The following is a 15,139-nucleotide window of genomic DNA, read 5'->3' as shown; positions in this document are numbered from 1 at the left end:
CCAAGGCTGATACTGCTGTGACACGATGAACACTCGCCGTCATTCTCGGGTTGGCAGGGGAGCATGAGCCGAGAGCCGAACGCGCAGTTGATCGCCGTCATGGAACAGGCCAAGGTCTCGAACAAGGGCCTTGCGAAGCGCATGAAGGACACCGCCACCGCACGCGGTATCAACCTTGGAACCACGCACGTATCCGTGCAGCGATGGCGAGACGGCGCAGGCATCCAGCCCCAGACAGCGGCGATCATGGCGGACGTACTGAGCGCCAAACTCGGCCGCCGTATCACGCCCGGCAATCTCGGGTTCTTCGACCACGCGCAGCCCGCCGCCCACAGCCAGTCGGCTACCCGAGCACCGTTCCCGAAGTGCTCTCCACGCTGGGCAGCCTTGCAGAAGAGAACGTCGGGACCCCCGTCGACGACCGGCTGATCGTTGCGGACGGTGACCTCAGCTCCGCAGTCCTCTCATGGATGATCGCGCGCCCCGACGGCATTCAAGCCGACCGTGCCGGACGCCAACGGGTCGGCATGCGCGACGTACGCGCGATCAGGGACGCCGCAGGCATGTTCATGCAACTCGACTTCAAGTACGGCGGGGGCCACGGCCACAAGGCGTTACGCCACTACTTCCGCCACGAAGTCCTGCCCCTGCTGGACGCCAGTTACAGCGAGAAGGTGGGCACCGCCATATTCGGCGCCGCCGCAGAGGTCTCCCAGCTCCTGGCGTGGACCGCGTACGACACCGGGAACCACCGACTCGCCCACCGCTACCTGTCGTCCACACTCCGTCTGACCCAAGTCATCGACGACCGCATGTTCGGCGCCCGAATCCTCGGCAACCTCAGCCACCAGGCGAACTACCTCGGCAACCACGCCCAAGCCATCCAGCTCGCCCGCGCCGCCGTCGAGGGAGCCAAAGGTCGAGCCACCCCACGCGCCATGTCCAACTATTGGGCCATGGAAGCCCGCGCCCTCTCCAACGCAGGCGAGAAGGCCGGCGCGGCCTGCGCCATGAACGAGGCGGAACGCCACTTCGAGCACGCCGACAGCGCCGACGACCCGGCATGGCTGAGCTACTTCGACGAGGCGGAACTCACGGGCGAGTTCTGCCACTGCTTCCGCGATCTGCGGATGCGCCGGGAAGCAGTCGCGCAGGCACAGCGCGCCGTCGACAGCACCGACCCGGCATACGCCCGTACCCTGGGTTTCTGCCGCATGGTGCTCGCCCAGAGCCAGCTCATAAACGGCGACTTGAAAGCCGCGGTCACCACCGCGAGTCTCGCAGTAGACGGTGGGGACTCCCTCCAGTCCTCCCGCTTCCAGCGCTACGTGACCGACTTCCAGGCCGAGGTGAGCACACACGCGGCCCACCCCGCCGTAGTCGCGTTCAACGAGAAGGTGAGCGAGGCACTCGCCCGTCTGGACGACGACGAGTAGTGACTACCACGGCCGCCAGTCCCGAGGCGCGTCATCGTTGCGCAAGGCCGCGATGCGTCGGCGGTACTCAGCAGCCGTCCTCTCGTCCTCCCGTACGTTCTGCATGAGCCACGTCGTCATGCCGAACTCCTGGAGCCGACGCAGCGTGTCGTAGCCGGGCCAGTCGTACAGGTCTCGTCCGTACGCCCGCACGAAGTCGGCGTACTGCTCGTCGGTCTGCCACCCAAGACTGTGATGCTCCGTGGCAGTGACCATCAGATCCCACTCCGGGTGGTCGAAGCAGAACGCCTCAAAGTCGATCAGGATGACCTGTCCTTGATCGTCCACCATGAGGTTCTGTACGTGAGCATCACCATGGACAGGCCCCTTGGGAGTCTCGAAGCTCAGCTCTTCGAACTGATCACGCAACTCACGCCAGCGCTTCCGCAGGAAGACCCGGTCATCCTCCGGAATCGGCGCCCGACCGATCCGCAGCTCTTGCTTACCGAAGGGATCGAACGAGGGGAACTCCACCCCGGCCGGCAACGTCATCGAGTGCAGATCCCGAAGGATGCCGCCCAACTCCCCATACGTCGCCTTGCGGTCACCCTCACGGATGAGATGCCAGAAGGTCACCGGGTGACCGTCGACCAAGAGCGGCTGTTCCAGATCGTCGAGGATGCGTGCCCCGGGGAAGCCCTCACCCGCCAACCACCGCGACACGGCCACCTCGGTACGCGCCTTGGACAGCCACTCCTCACCCCGAGCCACCCGCACGACCACAGGCACCGATGCCAGACGAAACAGAGCGTTCTCCCCGAATCGGATCAGCTCAGCCTCCTCGTTATCCAGCCTCGCCACCCGGCACGCGGCACTCATCACCCGCGCAGCCCTCTCCGACGTGAACCCCTCTTCCGATCGAGCAGCGTCAACCGACATGCCCGTACCAGCTCCCCTAGTCGCGCGCCATCAACTAGCGCACGCCCACGGGTGACCAACCCGACGCACGCCAGACACGACCACGACCGTACCCGGGACAAGCCGCGTGTACGAGAGTGACCTGAGCTATCGGTTATTCAGATCCGAGGAAGTCCTCATGGGATTCGTATATATTGTCTTTCGAAATGCTGTTCTTGTGGCCGCAGTCTGTGCACTTCCAGGTGTATTTGCTGTCATCGAAGCCGGACTGATTATTCAGGTGCTCGTGGCACCGGTCGCAAAACCAATCGACTTCCGGAAATCTTCCGCTCACTGCTGTAACTCCTTCTGGTTAGTGACCTTCGACTACCCCATAGAGGACTTCCTCTTGGCTGTGTCGAGGTTAGTGCTCCCAATCAGCAACGATCGGCGGAAACAGTACATCATGCCAGGGGCGTACCCATTCCTGAAGGTACCGCACATCGCTTGAAGAAGGCACCGGCAGCGCTTCCTCCAAGCGTACGAGTGAAGGCATTACAGCGGCGTCTCCGATGAGCAGCGCCTCACCTGAGGAAAGCATAGGAAGCGACTGCGTTAACGGCCCGAGAGAGTCAGGAATTAGTCGCTTCACATAGTTCTGATCCTCAGGGTTCGTCAACCGCATTGCAAGGAAATTACTGCATTGGGAGAAGATTGTCTCGGAGATCTCTGACGGCCTTTGGCTGACAATTGCGGCCGTGATGCCGTACTTGCGGCCCTCTTTAGCGATCCGCTCAATCGCCTTACGGGCTGCGTTATATTTCGCCGGTCCACCCTTCGGGACGTATTTATGCGCCTCCTCGTACACCACCAAAAGCGGGGTATCCGTTCGCATTTCGGGATGCGTCTTCTTGTAGTAATATGCATAGTCGAAGAGAAGTCGAGAAATGAGTGAAACGGTGATACTCAAGACCTCAAACGGGACGCCACTGAGGTCGATCACGGTGACATTGGATGTGGAGTCAGTTGTGTAACCAGTGAACTGTCTCAGAGTCTCCTCAAGAGTTGTTTCTTTCGCTCGCTGTCCCATCAAGAAATCAAGCCTGCGGTCGTTGAAGCGATTCTCCAGGCGAGTGAGAAAATTATCCAGCTTCCCGTGCAATTGCCCCTGCTTCGGGCCACGGGCCCCGTCGATCATCTCCTCGTTCTTGTCGCGGACTGCCGTCAATACGTCCTCGAAATCAAACCGAAGAGGCGAATCGTAGTGGATGCGCTCCCTCAGCTTCTCTTCGCCATCGAAATGTGCTCGCCGACTGTCGGTTACGGCGCGCTTTAAGACGGCGACTTGGTTATGCGACTGCTCCTCACTACTCTCGATCAAAAGATCCTGTAGTTCTTCGGAATCCAGCAACCAGAAGGGTAGTGTGAGCTGATGAACATTTAGAAAGTTCGCATCGGGAAAAGCGGTTTGATATTCACAGTGAATGTCGAAAATTACAATATGTGTATTGTTGAGCTGGTAGTCCCCATGCTGGGAATCTCTCATGCCAGTTGCGGTTTGGATGATCCTGGCCATCGCATGCGACTTTCCAGATCCAGTGGAACCAACAATCGCGAGGTGCCGGTTAAAGAACTTGTCCCCGTCAACCGGGACATCCACGTGACGCTCGTGCGCTAGCCGAGCAAACAGGAATTTCTTTTCATCCGGAACGGTGTCATATACCTTTTGGACCTCGCTGCGCGTCGCTACTTCAACCGATTTAGGAGGGATAGCGATGCTTCCTCCACCCCGCTCGAAGTTGCCGTCTGTGTCGAGGAATCCGAGAGGTGAAGCTTCCAGAATGTACACCCGCTGGTACTCCGAAGGGCCCGATCCATTCCCTGAAGCAACGGGCTTTAGTTCGATCGAGAAGTTTTCAATGATGGCAATGATGGAACAATCGGCACTGTCAAATACTCGCAAATAAGAGCCGACCTTGAGAGGATCTCCCTCGGAAAGCTCCTTGATATCAGTGACAGCGATTTTGATGCGGTCGGGGTAAACCCCTACAACCTCAGCGCTTGACACCGCTACCCCCACTCTTGAAGACTTCACGCAGATCAGAAGGTGACTGGACGATCACATGCCGCACCCTGGCATCACGGAATGGATTCCCCGTTGGTTCAGTGAGGTAGAAGTCATGCACTTCGTTCATTTTCACATGGCCGACCAGTTGCTCCAGAATTGCGGAATCGACCAGCTTGATTCCGTGGCCAGGAAGGCGCGGGGAAACAAGGCTTTGGATGTTAAACTCTGCACCACCGTAGTCAAACCCATCATGGAAGTGCACTCTTTGCTGCCAAAGAGCATACTTAATCGAGATCAATCCAATTGGGCCGCGGAAACATACATATGGTGCCGGCGACTCGCCGGCGAAGTATCGACGCTGGAGACATCCCGCGACGTCGACTAGGTCCAGCGGGTGAGTCTGATCGTCGCATTCAACGATGATAAGTCGTTCTCGAGGTGGCACATGTGCGGTGGTGCTCTTGTACTCCTCGCGAACCAGTCTCAAATACTTTTCGTGGCCACAAACCTGAGCGTAACTGGCCTCGAAGACGGCCGTGCGAGCCTGATGTACTAGATCTCTCAGGTCGCGAAGAGTGATGCTCCGCTTCCCTGGTGGCCGTTTCAAGATGACATCACGCAGGTATCCATGGATTACCGCATGCCAGCAAAGGGCTTCCGCTTCACTCCGTGCCCGAAGCGTTCGCTTCGATGATCAAGAACTGAACTGAATTGTGACACGAAGTCCGGTGCAAAAATCACCTCGAAAGATTTCGTGAACCAATCCTTGATGTCATTACTGTAGTCGTCAGAAGATTTCCCGAGTGCGGTTTCTAGCTCCTCCTTGCTGATTCGCAATGTCTCGCCAGGGGTCCGATCGGGAAAATGTCCGTAAAGTGCGAATCTCACTGTATTGTCAGCGGCAAACTGGCTCATCATTTGTCGCACCGCTGGCGCGATCCGCGAAAGACTATACGAGGTGCTTCTGTGTTTGACCTGGATATGGAAGGTGCGAACACCAATATCCTGTGCGCCTTCGATCTCGACGGCTACACCGGGGTTCGTCAGAACTTGCAGCAATGATGCATCGAACTGAAAAGCGAAGCCCTTGATGGCGTGGTGTCCCCCATCAGAGGACCATGTCTTGCTGCCCAGCGCCGTACACCCCTCCCAGCATCCCGGCATCGTCCCGGGGCGGGTGGAGCATTGTGGGCCACCGTGACGTATGTTGCCAACCGTCCGACATGGTACGCGTGGTGGCAGACCGGTGCTGTCGTTTTGATGACTCAAGGCTTCGAGTGAGAGGGCGACACGAGGTCGCATTGATCAGAGTCCACTACCACCGGGGTAAAAGGTCTGTGAACGCGGCTTGACTTGGATCATCAAGCCGCGTTGACAGCCCCTTGCCCGTCACCGACGTCGAAGAGCGAGGACCGGAGGGCGAGCGGATGGGCCCTGTCGTGCTGCCCGGTAGCTGTCTCCGACCGTGCGTTAGCCTCTCGATCCATGTCCGACCTGCCCGACCACTCCAGTGCGATCATCGACGCGATAGTCGATCACGTCGGTCGCTCGACGCTTCCCTTCCAGCGAGCTCACCGGGAGGAACAACACGCGACGGCCTTCTGGTTCAACGAACTGGTGGAGACGACCTCCGAAGGCGAGGTCATCCGGCAGTACCTCGTGACCGCCAGTGAGCCGGCGCGAGTCGAGTTGGCTGAGTTCACCCTGCGCCCAGCACTGTGCGCACCCGTGATGAGCGCTGAGAAGCTGATGATGCTCGACTTCGCGGAGGGGTGGACTCATCTCGGCGATCCGGGGGTGGCGGTCATGCCCTCCAACGGGCTGCACGCGCACGGCGCCCGCAAGGGCTGGCGCTGGACAACCGACGAGATCACCGACGGCATCGCAGCCACGGAACAGGACATCGCCGGCCTCGGTGTGTCGCCGGTCCCGGCCTATCTGCTGGGTCACGTCAATGACGGGGACGGTTTCCGAGAGCAGGCTGTCGTGATCGGCCGGATCACACGCTCAGGCGACGGCGGCATCCGGTGGATCGGAGACGTGCCACAAGGGTGCGTGGGCGCACCGGTGTTCATTGGCGCGCCCTTCGGCGAGGACAGTTTCAAGCTGGTGTGCATCGGAGTGGCACTACCCGCCGACGGCCACAACGCCATTGCCGCCTTCGACCGCATCCGCGCCGCCTTGAAAGCCTTCCCGCCGAACAGCACGTCAGCCCCTGATGGGGCGGGAACCGGTCCTCGGACAGGAGAGCAGAAGCGGCGCTGGTGGCAGCGACGCAGCTGACGCCGCCCGGCACCGCCGGACCTCGAACAGCCTGAACACCGCTCGACGGATGGGGTTGTGAACGTGGCTTGACATGGATCACCAAGCCGCGTTCGCAGACGTCATCCATGCTGTTGGGTGCGGCCTGACAGCTGCCGATGTGTTGCTCGCCTCGCGGGTGGGGTGGGCAACGGTCCTGCGGTGGGAGATCATCCAGTACGAGATGCGTCCCGGCAGTCATGTGCTCCCGTGTGCCACCGGGAGATGCCGGCCTCCCTGTCCGGACCGCCGGTCAGGGGCGCAGATGGGCCAGTAGTTCGTCACCGGTGGGGTAGGGCTGTTCCTGGGGGAGGAGTTGGGCAGCGGAGTCCGGCTCGCCGCGACTGACGAGCGCACGGATTTCGCGGGCGAGCGGGGTTACGTCACTGATGGACACGATCCACTCGTCCGCGTAACGCGACGATGCCTCGCCCGAGAGCCCCAGTTGCAGCGAGCGGTAAGGCAAGGGACGCAGGTTCAGGTCGCGTTCGGGATCCCACTGGACGCGGGCCGGTGCGCGCTTGAGGTCACGCTGCCAGGTACTGCGATCGGAATGCAGACCGCGGACGTAACTCGACAGGCAGGAGTGACGCAGCGCCCAGTCGAAGCCGTCGCGATCGATCTCGACGGCAAGAACGGTCTCCTGCCCGGCGCTCGTGCCCCAGTTGGAGCGGTACATCATCCACAGGAAGCTGGGCTTGATCCACGTCATGCGGTCAGGCTTCCACGCGGCGGGAAAGCGGCCGTCGCGGATGGCGGGCATTCCGATTTCAGGGGAGTACGCCTGGTAGACGGTGATGGTGGATGCCGTGTGGAGCGCGCGGATCACGCGTTGCGGTTCTTCCATGGCGTACAGCGTGGGCTCGGCCGGCTCAGGGGGCCACCGGTTTTCGACAGTTGCTCGCCGCGACGGGGCACATCAGGTGCACGTCTCCGGAGGAGTCCGGATGCTTGGACACTGCCCTACGAAATGGTCTGTGAACGCGCCTTGACATGGGTCATCAGACAGCGTTGACAGACCACTGCACGTGGGCCGGGAACGGGGAGCCGCTCCGGCTCTCACTAGCTGTTTCTCAACCGTGGGGCGTTCGATGACGGCCCGTACGGCGTCCTGGATCAGGTGACGGAGCCTTGGTGCGGGCACGGGAAACGGGGCCTTGTTCATAGCGTGTCGGTTGTCTAGGCCAGCCACGCGAGGAACAAAGCCCCGTCATGCCGAACGCTATCGTCGTCCTGCCCGATCGTCCGCTTCCCGACCTGCGGTTCGCCGCGGAGTGTGACTGTCTCGCGCACCTGTACGGCAATGCCGGCGATCGGCCGATGCGGGTCCGCTTCTACGCGACGGACCTGACGGACGAGGAATGGCAGGTCATCCGGCAGGTGATGCCTCTGCCGGGCTGGCTGCTGGGCCGCGGGGGTAACCCGGAGGGGTTCTGCCACCGGGAAATGCTGGATGCCGTCCGGTACCTCGTCGACAACGGGAACAAGTGGCGGGCGATGCCGGCCGACTTCCCTCCCTGGCAGGCCGTCTACGCCTTCCAGCGCCGCTGGCAGACGGACGAGCTCCTGGACGTGCTCCACGACCGGCTGCGTGAGCAGGTGCGGATGGTGGGGGGCCGCGACGATCCGGAGCCGACTGCGGCAATCATCGACTCCCAGTCCCTGAAGGGCGCCTCCACACTGGTCGGAGGCCGGCGCGGATACGACGCGGGCAAGCAGGTCTCGGGCGCCAAGCGCCACATCGCGGTGGACTGCCTCGGTCTGCTGCTGGTGGTGATGGTCACCGCCGCCGACCTCCAGGACCGCGACGCAGGAGTGAACCTCCTGGACCGGATGCGCGCGCGTTTCACGAAGGTGCGCATGGTGTGGGCCGACAGCGGCTACGCGGGCGCCCTGGTGGACTGGGCCCTGCACAAACTGGCCCTGAACGTTGAGATCACCCGCCGCACCGACGACAAGGCGGGCTTCGTCGTGGTGCCCAGACGATGGGTCGTCGAAAGGACTTTCGCGTGGCTGGTGAACTGCCGCCGTCTGGTGCGCGACTACGAACGCACCGCCGCCGCACACGAGAGCCACGTGAAGTGGGCCATGGTCACCCTCATGACCCGCCGCCTGGCCGCCGCGGGCGTCATGCCGCCCCGGTGAACTCCCGGCCGTCCACGCTGACCAGCCACTCCTGCCGCACAAGCCGCTTGAGCTGACCGCGCACACCCTCCATCCGGGTGCGGCTCGCGCCCTCACCGAACAGCGCCCGGGCCACCTCGCGGGTCCTCACCGGCCCCGGCGCACCCCGCACGAACTCGACGATCTTCTCGTAAAGGCCGGGCAGCCCGGCAACGTCACCGCTCTCGCTCCGGTGCGGCACATACCGCGGCCTGCCCTCCGGCTCACTCCCGGCGCCAGGACCGTCGTCCACCGCAGCAACCGGCGTGGTCTCGCCGGCCGGCACCACCAGGCCGCGGGAAGCGGCCGCCCTACCGGCGCCACCGCGCACTTCCTGTTCGACCTCGTCCCAGATCTCGCTGCCGATACGCCACCGGACAATCTCCGCGTCCACCTGCGCCACTTCCTCCTGCAACGCGGCGATCCGCTCCCGCAGCTCGACGGCACGGGCCTCGAACGCACACAGTCGGCGCTTCAGGACGGCAGCAGGCGTGGGCACGAGGGCACCTCCGGACTCGAGAGTGAAGACCTCGCCACCCTGCACCCCGAACTGCGGTGATCACAAACAGCAAAACTGCAGCTCAAACACCTGATTGGTTGGACAACAGCTAGTCAGAGGCCGGCTGGGTGGCTGGAAAGCCAATCTGTGTGCTGGTCACGCACACGGTCACGCTCCGCAGGCGTGGCAAGGATGACGTCCGCGCCGCCGTCGTAGGGGTGGTGGATGCGTCGCAGTTCCGTGTCGGCAACGAAGACTTCGACGAGTGCCTCGTCCGCGGCGGCTCGCAACAGCCCGTCGAGGCAGTTGCGGTTCCACCGGCGCCGGTCGGCGTACAGACGTGTGTGGGTGTGGAACTCCGGGTCGGGGTCGTCCTGCTCCGACTCTGTCCACCAGCGGATTCCGTCGGGATGCAGAGTCTGTCGTGGCGTCGGGTAGCCCGCGGGCCCGGTCGGTGTGTTCGACCAGTCCATGGTCACCACGAACACGTCCGTGCCCGCGAACAACTCGTCGAGGATTGCGTTGTACCGATCCAGCATGACCGCGTACTCGTCCTCGGACTCCGGGTAGCGCTTCGAGTCGGGAAGGCTGTGGAAGCGCACCCAGCGATCCGCGTACCTAGTGCGAAACGTGTGAGCGACGGGAGGGCCCGACGGATGGCGTTCCCTCCACAAAGCCGCCAGGAACTCAGGGTCGATGGCGGAACCCCCCTTGGCCGGAGCCACACCGATCGGACAGGAAGCACCGGTCCCGCCGTGGCCCGTTGATGTTGCGGTCAAGATACTGCTGGTGGTAGCCGTCCGCCGTGCGGAACGTACAGCCCACCAAACGGGGCACGCGTTTTCCCCGATCATTGTCGATGCAGTCTGTGAACGAGGCTTGACGTGAGTCATCAAGCCGCGTTCACAGCCTTTGGGGCCCGCCGGAGTCCCATCCGTCTTGGCGGAGGCCAGACGGCGACCGGGCATGAGAGACTCGGCGATCAGCTTGCCGAGCCGGAAGGGTCGCTTGCCGTGTCGGACGTCACGCCGTTGCCGGTACATCTCGATCAAGTGGTGGAGGGACTCGCGGGGAACCCTGCGCTACCGCCCGAGCTCGTCCGTCGCCTGTTCGCCCACCGCAAGGGTTTTGGGAGCGTTGCCCAGCGCCCGGACCTGACCGACGACATGATCGCCGAGATCATCGCCGTCGACGACCCTTGGCTCATGCACTCGCTCGCGCTCAACCGCAGCCTCCCGCATGCCTTTCGGATGACGTTGGCCGAGCACTCGGATGCGGCGGTACGCGCGGCATTGGTGGTCGGCGCGGGCGGTGCACCACGAGAGCTGTTTGAGCGGCTGCTCGGCGACCCCGACCTGCGGGTGCGTGAGTCCCTGGCGGAAAGCGATCACGTGCCGGCGGATCTGCGCGCCCGGCTGGCGGCCGACCCGGACCCGAAGATCCGGGTGACAGTTGCCCAGTGGTGGACGCAGGCTCCGGAACCGGTGCGTCGGCTCCTGTTGACGGATCCTGAGGACGCGGTGCGCGCAGGAGCCTGCGCGACCTACTATCGACAGCTTCCCCATCCTGTCCCGCCTGCCGACCTGCTCCCGGCGCTGCTGGCCGACCCGGTCACGCGGGCGGGGGCGGTGCGGCACTGCACGCTGGATGCCGATACGGCCTGTTGGCTGGCCCAGGATCCGAACGACGACGTGCGCCAGGAACTCGCGGAGCACCCCGACCTCCCGCCGCCGCTGCGCGACATTCTCGCCGAGGATCCCAGCCCGCTGGTCGCTCTCAGCATCTTCGCCCGTCAGGACACTCCAACCTCGACCCGCGCCGCGATCCACGCACAGATCGTGTCCGGGGAACGCCAGGGGAACTGGCTCACCGATCTGCACGTTCTGGACGACGACGCTCTTGAACGGCAGCTCATCAATGATTTGGCGTGTTTACAGCTCCAGACACTGCGTCTGCCGTGGATCACCGCTGACCCCTTGCCCTACGTGGACTCGCCCTACGTCTGCTTCCGTGCCTCCGCCGCGCTGTCCGACGGCCTCCCTGCGCCAGTCGTGGCCCGGCTACTCGACGACGACGAGAGCAGCGTCCGCACGGCGATGGCCCTGCATGCCCGGGACCGGATCGACCCCGCCATCGCCGAACGCATCGAGCGCAGCTACCGCCCGGTGAAGAAGACCCAGTGGCGTCCGGCCGATGCCTTCCTCCTCCCGGCGGACGTCCTTCGGCGTTTGGCATCCGATCCCGACCCGAGGATGCGGCAGCTGGCCCCGCGAGACCCCGACCTGCCGGTGGAACTCGTCCGCCGCCTTGCCGCGGATCCTGAGGAAGGGGTGCGTCGCGCGATCGCGGCCCATCCCCGGCTTCCGACCTGCGACCTCACGAAGCTGCTCGCCGACTCATCGGAATCGGTCGCTGCCGCCGCAGCCGCCAATCCCAACCTGCCACCCCAACACATGCACCAGCTCCTCGCCTTGGCAGGCCTGTGACGCAAGCGCGCCATACCGCCGATGGACCATCGTCGAAAGGTCTGTGAGCAAGACTTGACATGGATCAAGCCGTCCTTCCTGTGGATGATGTACCGCTGCGGGTGGGGCACCAAGCACAACCAGGAGATCGTGCTGGCCGTGGAGATCAGCCGGGTGGGGTTCGGGTGGGCGTTGCGGAACGCGTGTCTGTCGCACTACGTCCCCGCACTGCACGGTGACGCGGCGGCCTGGAAGCGGCAGTTGCGGCAGGCGCCCGCGCGGGTGCAGTGGGACCCGGAGCGGGATCTGTGTCTCAACCCACTGCCGTACCGCTCGCTCCAGCTGGGGCTCGCCGGGGAGGCGGCCGTGCGGTACGCCGACGAGTGGATCGTGGGCGTCGAGGACGTGACGCCGCTCGCCACCGAGATCCATGCCCTGGTGCGTGCGGGGGACCTCGAGCGTGCGGCCGGGATGGTGCCCGAGGAGCGTTCCCTTCAGCTCGACGACGAAGTGCTCGCGCATCTGCGAGCCTGAGGATCTTCGTCTCGGGTTCTTCACCAGGAGGTACTCATGAAGCGTTTGGTCACGGTGGTCACCGGTGGCAGCCGGGGGATCGGGGCCGCGATCTGCCTGCGGCTCGCGGGGGAGGGGCACGACGTGGTGGTGAACTACGTCCGTGACGCCGCTGCCGCCGAGTCGGTGGCGGAGGGGGTTCGGGCGGCGGGGGCGCGGGCCGTGACCGTGCGCGCGGACACGGCCGTCGAGGCGGACGCCGAGCGGCTCTTCGAGGTGGCGGAGCGGGAACTCGGGCCGGTGACGGGGCTGGTGAACAACGCGGCGGTGACCGGGCCGCTGGGACGGTTCACCGAGGCCGACACCGGCACCCTGCGGCGCGTCGTCGACGTCAACCTGATGGGGACGCTGCTGTGTTCGCGGCGGGCGGCGCAGCTGATGGTTCCCCGGGGCGAGGGCGTCATCGTGAACATCTCGTCGGGCGCCGCGACGCTGGGCAGCCCGAACGAGTACGTGCACTACGCGGCGACCAAGGCCGCCGTCGACACCCTGACCCTCGGCCTGGCCAAGGAGCTCGGACCGGACGGCATCCGGGTCAACGCGGTCGCGCCGGGCGTCGTCGACACGGAGATGCACGCCGCCATGGGCGCCCCGGACCGTGCCCGTCAGGTCGCCGGGTCGGTTCCGCTGCGGCGTGCCGGACATCCCGAGGAGATCGCGGCCGCCGTGGCATGGCTGATGTCGCCGGACGCCTCGTACACCACGGGGGCGGTACTGCGGGTGGCGGGCGGGCGCTGAGGCACCCGGTGCCGCGGGGGACGAGTCAGACCGCTTGGACGACCCGGCCGCGGATCGCCGCCGCCCACTCGACCACCAGCAACTCGTACTCCGCCCGTTCCTGGGCGGACAGGGAGCCGCCCGCGCGCAGCCACAGGGCGCGGATCTGCTCGTTGACCTCGGCGGCGGACCGCACGGGACCAGGGGTCGTTAAATCGGGGGACATGCGGACAAGCCTAGGGCCACGGACTGACAGTGCGCTACCGGACGGCTACCCGACCCGTATGTGTTCGGTCACGTGCCCCGGTCACCTTCCCGCGGTCCGGGCTCAGCCCGCGGACTCCGCTGCGTGCGAGCTGAGCGCGCCCATCGAGACCAGAACGATGATCACGACTCCGAGCGCGATGCGGTACCAGACGAACGGCATGAAGCTCTTGGTCGAGATGAACTTCATGAACCAGTTCAAGCGTCGAGGTGCTGAGCGGCTTTGATCTGCTGTTTCCACCACTTTTCAAGATCGAAATAGGGGGCGGTGGGAGATGGCAGGCACATTCCAGAGCTCTCCCTCGCTGGCCACGAAGCGCAGCCACCTGGTTTGCAGCGAATCGGCAATCTCCTGCTCCATGGTCAGGGGAACGCGCTAGGGTCTGTTGTGAAAGTGCTGGTCACAGCCACTCGTTGATGGCTGCGACCAGCACGGTCGCTTCGTAGCGGACGGCGAGTTTGTCGTACCGAGTGGCCACGGCCCGATGGCGCTTGAGCCGGTTGATCCCGCATTCGACCGCGTGCCGCTGCTTGTAGTCGTCCTTGTCGAACTTCGGCGGCCGTCCGCCGCGCGAGCCGCGCTTGAGGCGGTTGCGGACCCGGTCCGCCGGAACCGGGATGGTGGCTTTGATCCCGCGTCTGCGCAGGTAGGAGCGGTTGCTGCGGGAGTCGTACGCCTTGTCGGCCCGGACCCGGTCCGGACGCCTGCGGGGCCTGCCGAGCCCCAGCCTCGGCACTCGGATGGCTTCCAGGACCGGCTCGAACTGCGGGGAGTCGCCCCGCTGCCCGGCCGTGATCACTATCGACAAGGGCTTCTGCCCCTGCTCGACCGCGAGGTGGATCTTGCTGGTCAGTCCGCCGCGGGAGCGTCCGAGGCCGTGGTCGGCCGGCTCGACGAAGATCCCGCCGGGCGGCTCCTTCTGGAGGTCCCCTTTTTCGCCGCTCCGGCGGCGTGCTGGTGGGCCCGGCAGACGGTGGAGTCGACGTTGACCTCCCAGGTAATCAGGCCCTTCGCGTCCGCCTCGGCCTGGAGCTGCGTGAGGATCCGCGCCCAGGTGCCATCCCGCTGCCAGCGCCGGAACAGGTCATAGACCCGGTCCCACGGCCCATAACGTTCGGGCACGTCCCGCCACGGAGCACCGGTCCGGGTCCGCCACCGTATGCCGTCTATCAGCTGCCGCCGCGTCCACACCTGCGGCCGGCCCGGCTTGATGCCCGTCGGCAGCAGAGGCTCAAGCCGGGCCCACTGGCCGTTCGTCAGATCCCCACGTCCCACAGGACGTGATCATCACCGAACAAGATCCACTTTCGCAACAGACCCTAGTAGAGACCTCCCACGCCGGCGACCTCGTGGCCCATGCGGGTCTCCACGGCGATGCGACTGTGTCGATCTTCGTCCAACCACTCCTTGCCGCCGTGACGAAGCAGGTACAGCCGCTTCCCGGCGTACGCGGTCGCAGGGACCTCCGGAAGGTGACGGCGGGAGGTGACCAGCTGGGGCTGCCCCAGGCGAACCCTCTCGAACTCCTCGGAGGCTGGTCGACCGCGCGAGACCGGCTGCCAGTAGGAGTAGCTGAGGCCAGCGCGGACAGCACGGCGCGCGCCTCGGCCGTCTGCTCCACACTCGCCGTCGGCGGTGGCTGGGGCAGCCGCGTCTCGGCGGAGCGGTGCCGGGCACGACGGCGACCGACCGCCCAGAGCCGCTGGCGGACCACCCGGTACACCCAGGCGTCGGGCGCTTCGTAGGCACGCAGCCGCTCCCAGCGGCGGAATGCCT

14 protein-coding genes and 2 pseudogenes are annotated in these 15,139 nt (G+C 64.6%); 6 read left to right on the top strand and 10 right to left on the bottom strand.

Features of this window, described 5'->3' with window-relative positions; genetic code table 11:
* Positions 1–63: 63 nt before the first annotated feature.
* Positions 64–1,436: pseudogene (locus tag ACIF9R_RS31110) on the top strand (sporulation protein).
* A gap of 3 nt (positions 1,437–1,439) precedes the next feature.
* On the opposite strand, the gene ACIF9R_RS31105 reads toward ACIF9R_RS31110, so the two are convergent.
* From ACIF9R_RS31105 to ACIF9R_RS31090, 4 genes are all read right to left on the bottom strand, one after another.
* Complete coding sequence (locus ACIF9R_RS31105; RefSeq protein ID WP_399985741.1) at positions 1,440–2,354, bottom strand: phosphotransferase enzyme family protein; 915 nt, start codon at positions 2,352–2,354, stop codon at positions 1,440–1,442.
* A gap of 382 nt (positions 2,355–2,736) precedes the next feature.
* Positions 2,737–4,380, bottom strand: coding sequence for an ATP-binding protein (locus tag ACIF9R_RS31100; protein ID WP_399985740.1), 1,644 nt, complete (start codon positions 4,378–4,380; stop codon positions 2,737–2,739).
* A complete protein-coding gene (locus tag ACIF9R_RS31095; protein ID WP_399985739.1) occupies positions 4,367–4,642 on the bottom strand; it encodes a hypothetical protein in 276 nt (91 codons plus the stop codon). The genes ACIF9R_RS31100 and ACIF9R_RS31095 overlap by 14 nt, the downstream gene beginning before the upstream one ends.
* Before the next feature lie 371 nt (positions 4,643–5,013).
* Positions 5,014–5,439: a hypothetical protein gene (locus ACIF9R_RS31090; RefSeq protein ID WP_399985738.1), complete on the bottom strand. Its 426-nt coding sequence runs from the start codon at positions 5,437–5,439 to the stop codon at positions 5,014–5,016.
* 426 nt (positions 5,440–5,865) lie between these two features.
* Here ACIF9R_RS31090 and ACIF9R_RS31085 point away from each other — a divergent pair, with 426 nt between their 5' ends.
* Positions 5,866–6,663, top strand: a complete 798-nt coding sequence (locus tag ACIF9R_RS31085; RefSeq protein ID WP_399985737.1) for a hypothetical protein — start codon at positions 5,866–5,868, stop codon at positions 6,661–6,663.
* 271 nt (positions 6,664–6,934) lie between these two features.
* Here the strand turns inward: ACIF9R_RS31085 and ACIF9R_RS31080 are convergent, their stop codons facing one another.
* The gene (locus ACIF9R_RS31080) at positions 6,935–7,528 is read right to left on the bottom strand and encodes a DUF4291 domain-containing protein (RefSeq protein WP_399985736.1); all 594 of its coding nucleotides are present in this window, start codon (positions 7,526–7,528) and stop codon (positions 6,935–6,937) included.
* Positions 7,529–7,893: 365 nt separating this feature from the next.
* On the opposite strand from ACIF9R_RS31080, the gene ACIF9R_RS31075 reads away from it, so the two are divergent.
* Positions 7,894–8,826, top strand: coding sequence for an IS5 family transposase (locus tag ACIF9R_RS31075; protein ID WP_399985735.1), 933 nt, complete (start codon positions 7,894–7,896; stop codon positions 8,824–8,826).
* Here the strand turns inward: ACIF9R_RS31075 and ACIF9R_RS31070 are convergent.
* On the bottom strand, positions 8,810–9,343 hold the full coding sequence (locus ACIF9R_RS31070) for a hypothetical protein (protein WP_399985734.1): 534 nt from the start codon (positions 9,341–9,343) through the stop codon (positions 8,810–8,812). The two genes, ACIF9R_RS31075 and ACIF9R_RS31070, sit on opposite strands and share 17 nt — an antisense overlap.
* A 113-nt stretch (positions 9,344–9,456) precedes the next feature.
* A complete protein-coding gene (locus tag ACIF9R_RS31065; RefSeq protein WP_399985733.1) occupies positions 9,457–9,945 on the bottom strand; it encodes a hypothetical protein in 489 nt (162 codons plus the stop codon).
* 411 nt (positions 9,946–10,356) lie between these two features.
* On the opposite strand from ACIF9R_RS31065, the gene ACIF9R_RS31060 reads away from it, so the two are divergent.
* From ACIF9R_RS31060 to ACIF9R_RS31050, 3 genes are read left to right on the top strand one after another with little or no spacing between them, the layout of a single operon-like run.
* On the top strand, positions 10,357–11,829 hold the full coding sequence (locus tag ACIF9R_RS31060) for a hypothetical protein (RefSeq protein WP_399985732.1): 1,473 nt from the start codon (positions 10,357–10,359) through the stop codon (positions 11,827–11,829).
* A 21-nt stretch (positions 11,830–11,850) separates the two neighbouring features.
* A complete protein-coding gene (locus tag ACIF9R_RS31055; RefSeq protein WP_399985731.1) occupies positions 11,851–12,342 on the top strand; it encodes a DUF4291 domain-containing protein in 492 nt (163 codons plus the stop codon).
* Between the two features lie 36 nt (positions 12,343–12,378).
* Complete coding sequence (locus ACIF9R_RS31050; protein ID WP_399985730.1) at positions 12,379–13,119, top strand: SDR family NAD(P)-dependent oxidoreductase; 741 nt, start codon at positions 12,379–12,381, stop codon at positions 13,117–13,119.
* A gap of 25 nt (positions 13,120–13,144) precedes the next feature.
* On the opposite strand, the gene ACIF9R_RS31045 is transcribed toward ACIF9R_RS31050, so the two are convergent.
* From ACIF9R_RS31045 to ACIF9R_RS31035, 3 genes and pseudogenes are all read right to left on the bottom strand, one after another.
* Positions 13,145–13,324 (bottom strand): hypothetical protein, encoded by a 180-nt coding sequence (locus tag ACIF9R_RS31045; protein WP_399985729.1) that lies wholly within the window; start codon positions 13,322–13,324, stop codon positions 13,145–13,147.
* A 102-nt stretch (positions 13,325–13,426) separates the two neighbouring features.
* Positions 13,427–13,558 (bottom strand): annotated as a pseudogene (locus ACIF9R_RS31040) (undecaprenyl-diphosphatase); the annotation flags it as partial.
* Positions 13,559–13,763: 205 nt separating this feature from the next.
* A protein-coding gene (locus ACIF9R_RS31035) for an IS5 family transposase (protein ID WP_233436093.1) occupies positions 13,764–14,638 on the bottom strand; the annotation gives its coding sequence in 2 pieces (ribosomal slippage) (positions 13,764–14,245 and positions 14,245–14,638; 876 coding nt in all).
* Positions 14,639–15,139: the final 501 nt, after the last annotated feature.

It is taken from the genome of Streptomyces sp. NPDC086080, assembly GCF_044540255.1.
Lineage (GTDB): Bacteria > Actinomycetota > Actinomycetes > Streptomycetales > Streptomycetaceae > Streptomyces.
Note: the sequence above shows the minus strand (reverse complement) of the source record. Positions and strands in the feature narration are given on the sequence as shown.

What these genes read in the sequence shown, in the direction of transcription:
- ACIF9R_RS31055 (WP_399985731.1), top strand. Translation starts at nt 11,851, where the DNA reads ATGGACCATCGTCGAAAGGTCTGTGAGCAAGACTTGACATGGATCAAG.
- ACIF9R_RS31085 (WP_399985737.1), top strand. Translation starts at nt 5,866, where the DNA reads ATGTCCGACCTGCCCGACCACTCCAGTGCGATCATCGACGCGATAGTC.
- ACIF9R_RS31105 (WP_399985741.1), bottom strand. Translation starts at nt 2,354, where the DNA reads ATGTCGGTTGACGCTGCTCGATCGGAAGAGGGGTTCACGTCGGAGAGG.
- ACIF9R_RS31045 (WP_399985729.1), bottom strand. Translation starts at nt 13,324, where the DNA reads ATGTCCCCCGATTTAACGACCCCTGGTCCCGTGCGGTCCGCCGCCGAG.
- ACIF9R_RS31050 (WP_399985730.1), top strand. Translation starts at nt 12,379, where the DNA reads ATGAAGCGTTTGGTCACGGTGGTCACCGGTGGCAGCCGGGGGATCGGG.
- ACIF9R_RS31080 (WP_399985736.1), bottom strand. Translation starts at nt 7,528, where the DNA reads ATGGAAGAACCGCAACGCGTGATCCGCGCGCTCCACACGGCATCCACC.
- ACIF9R_RS31075 (WP_399985735.1), top strand. Translation starts at nt 7,894, where the DNA reads ATGCCGAACGCTATCGTCGTCCTGCCCGATCGTCCGCTTCCCGACCTG.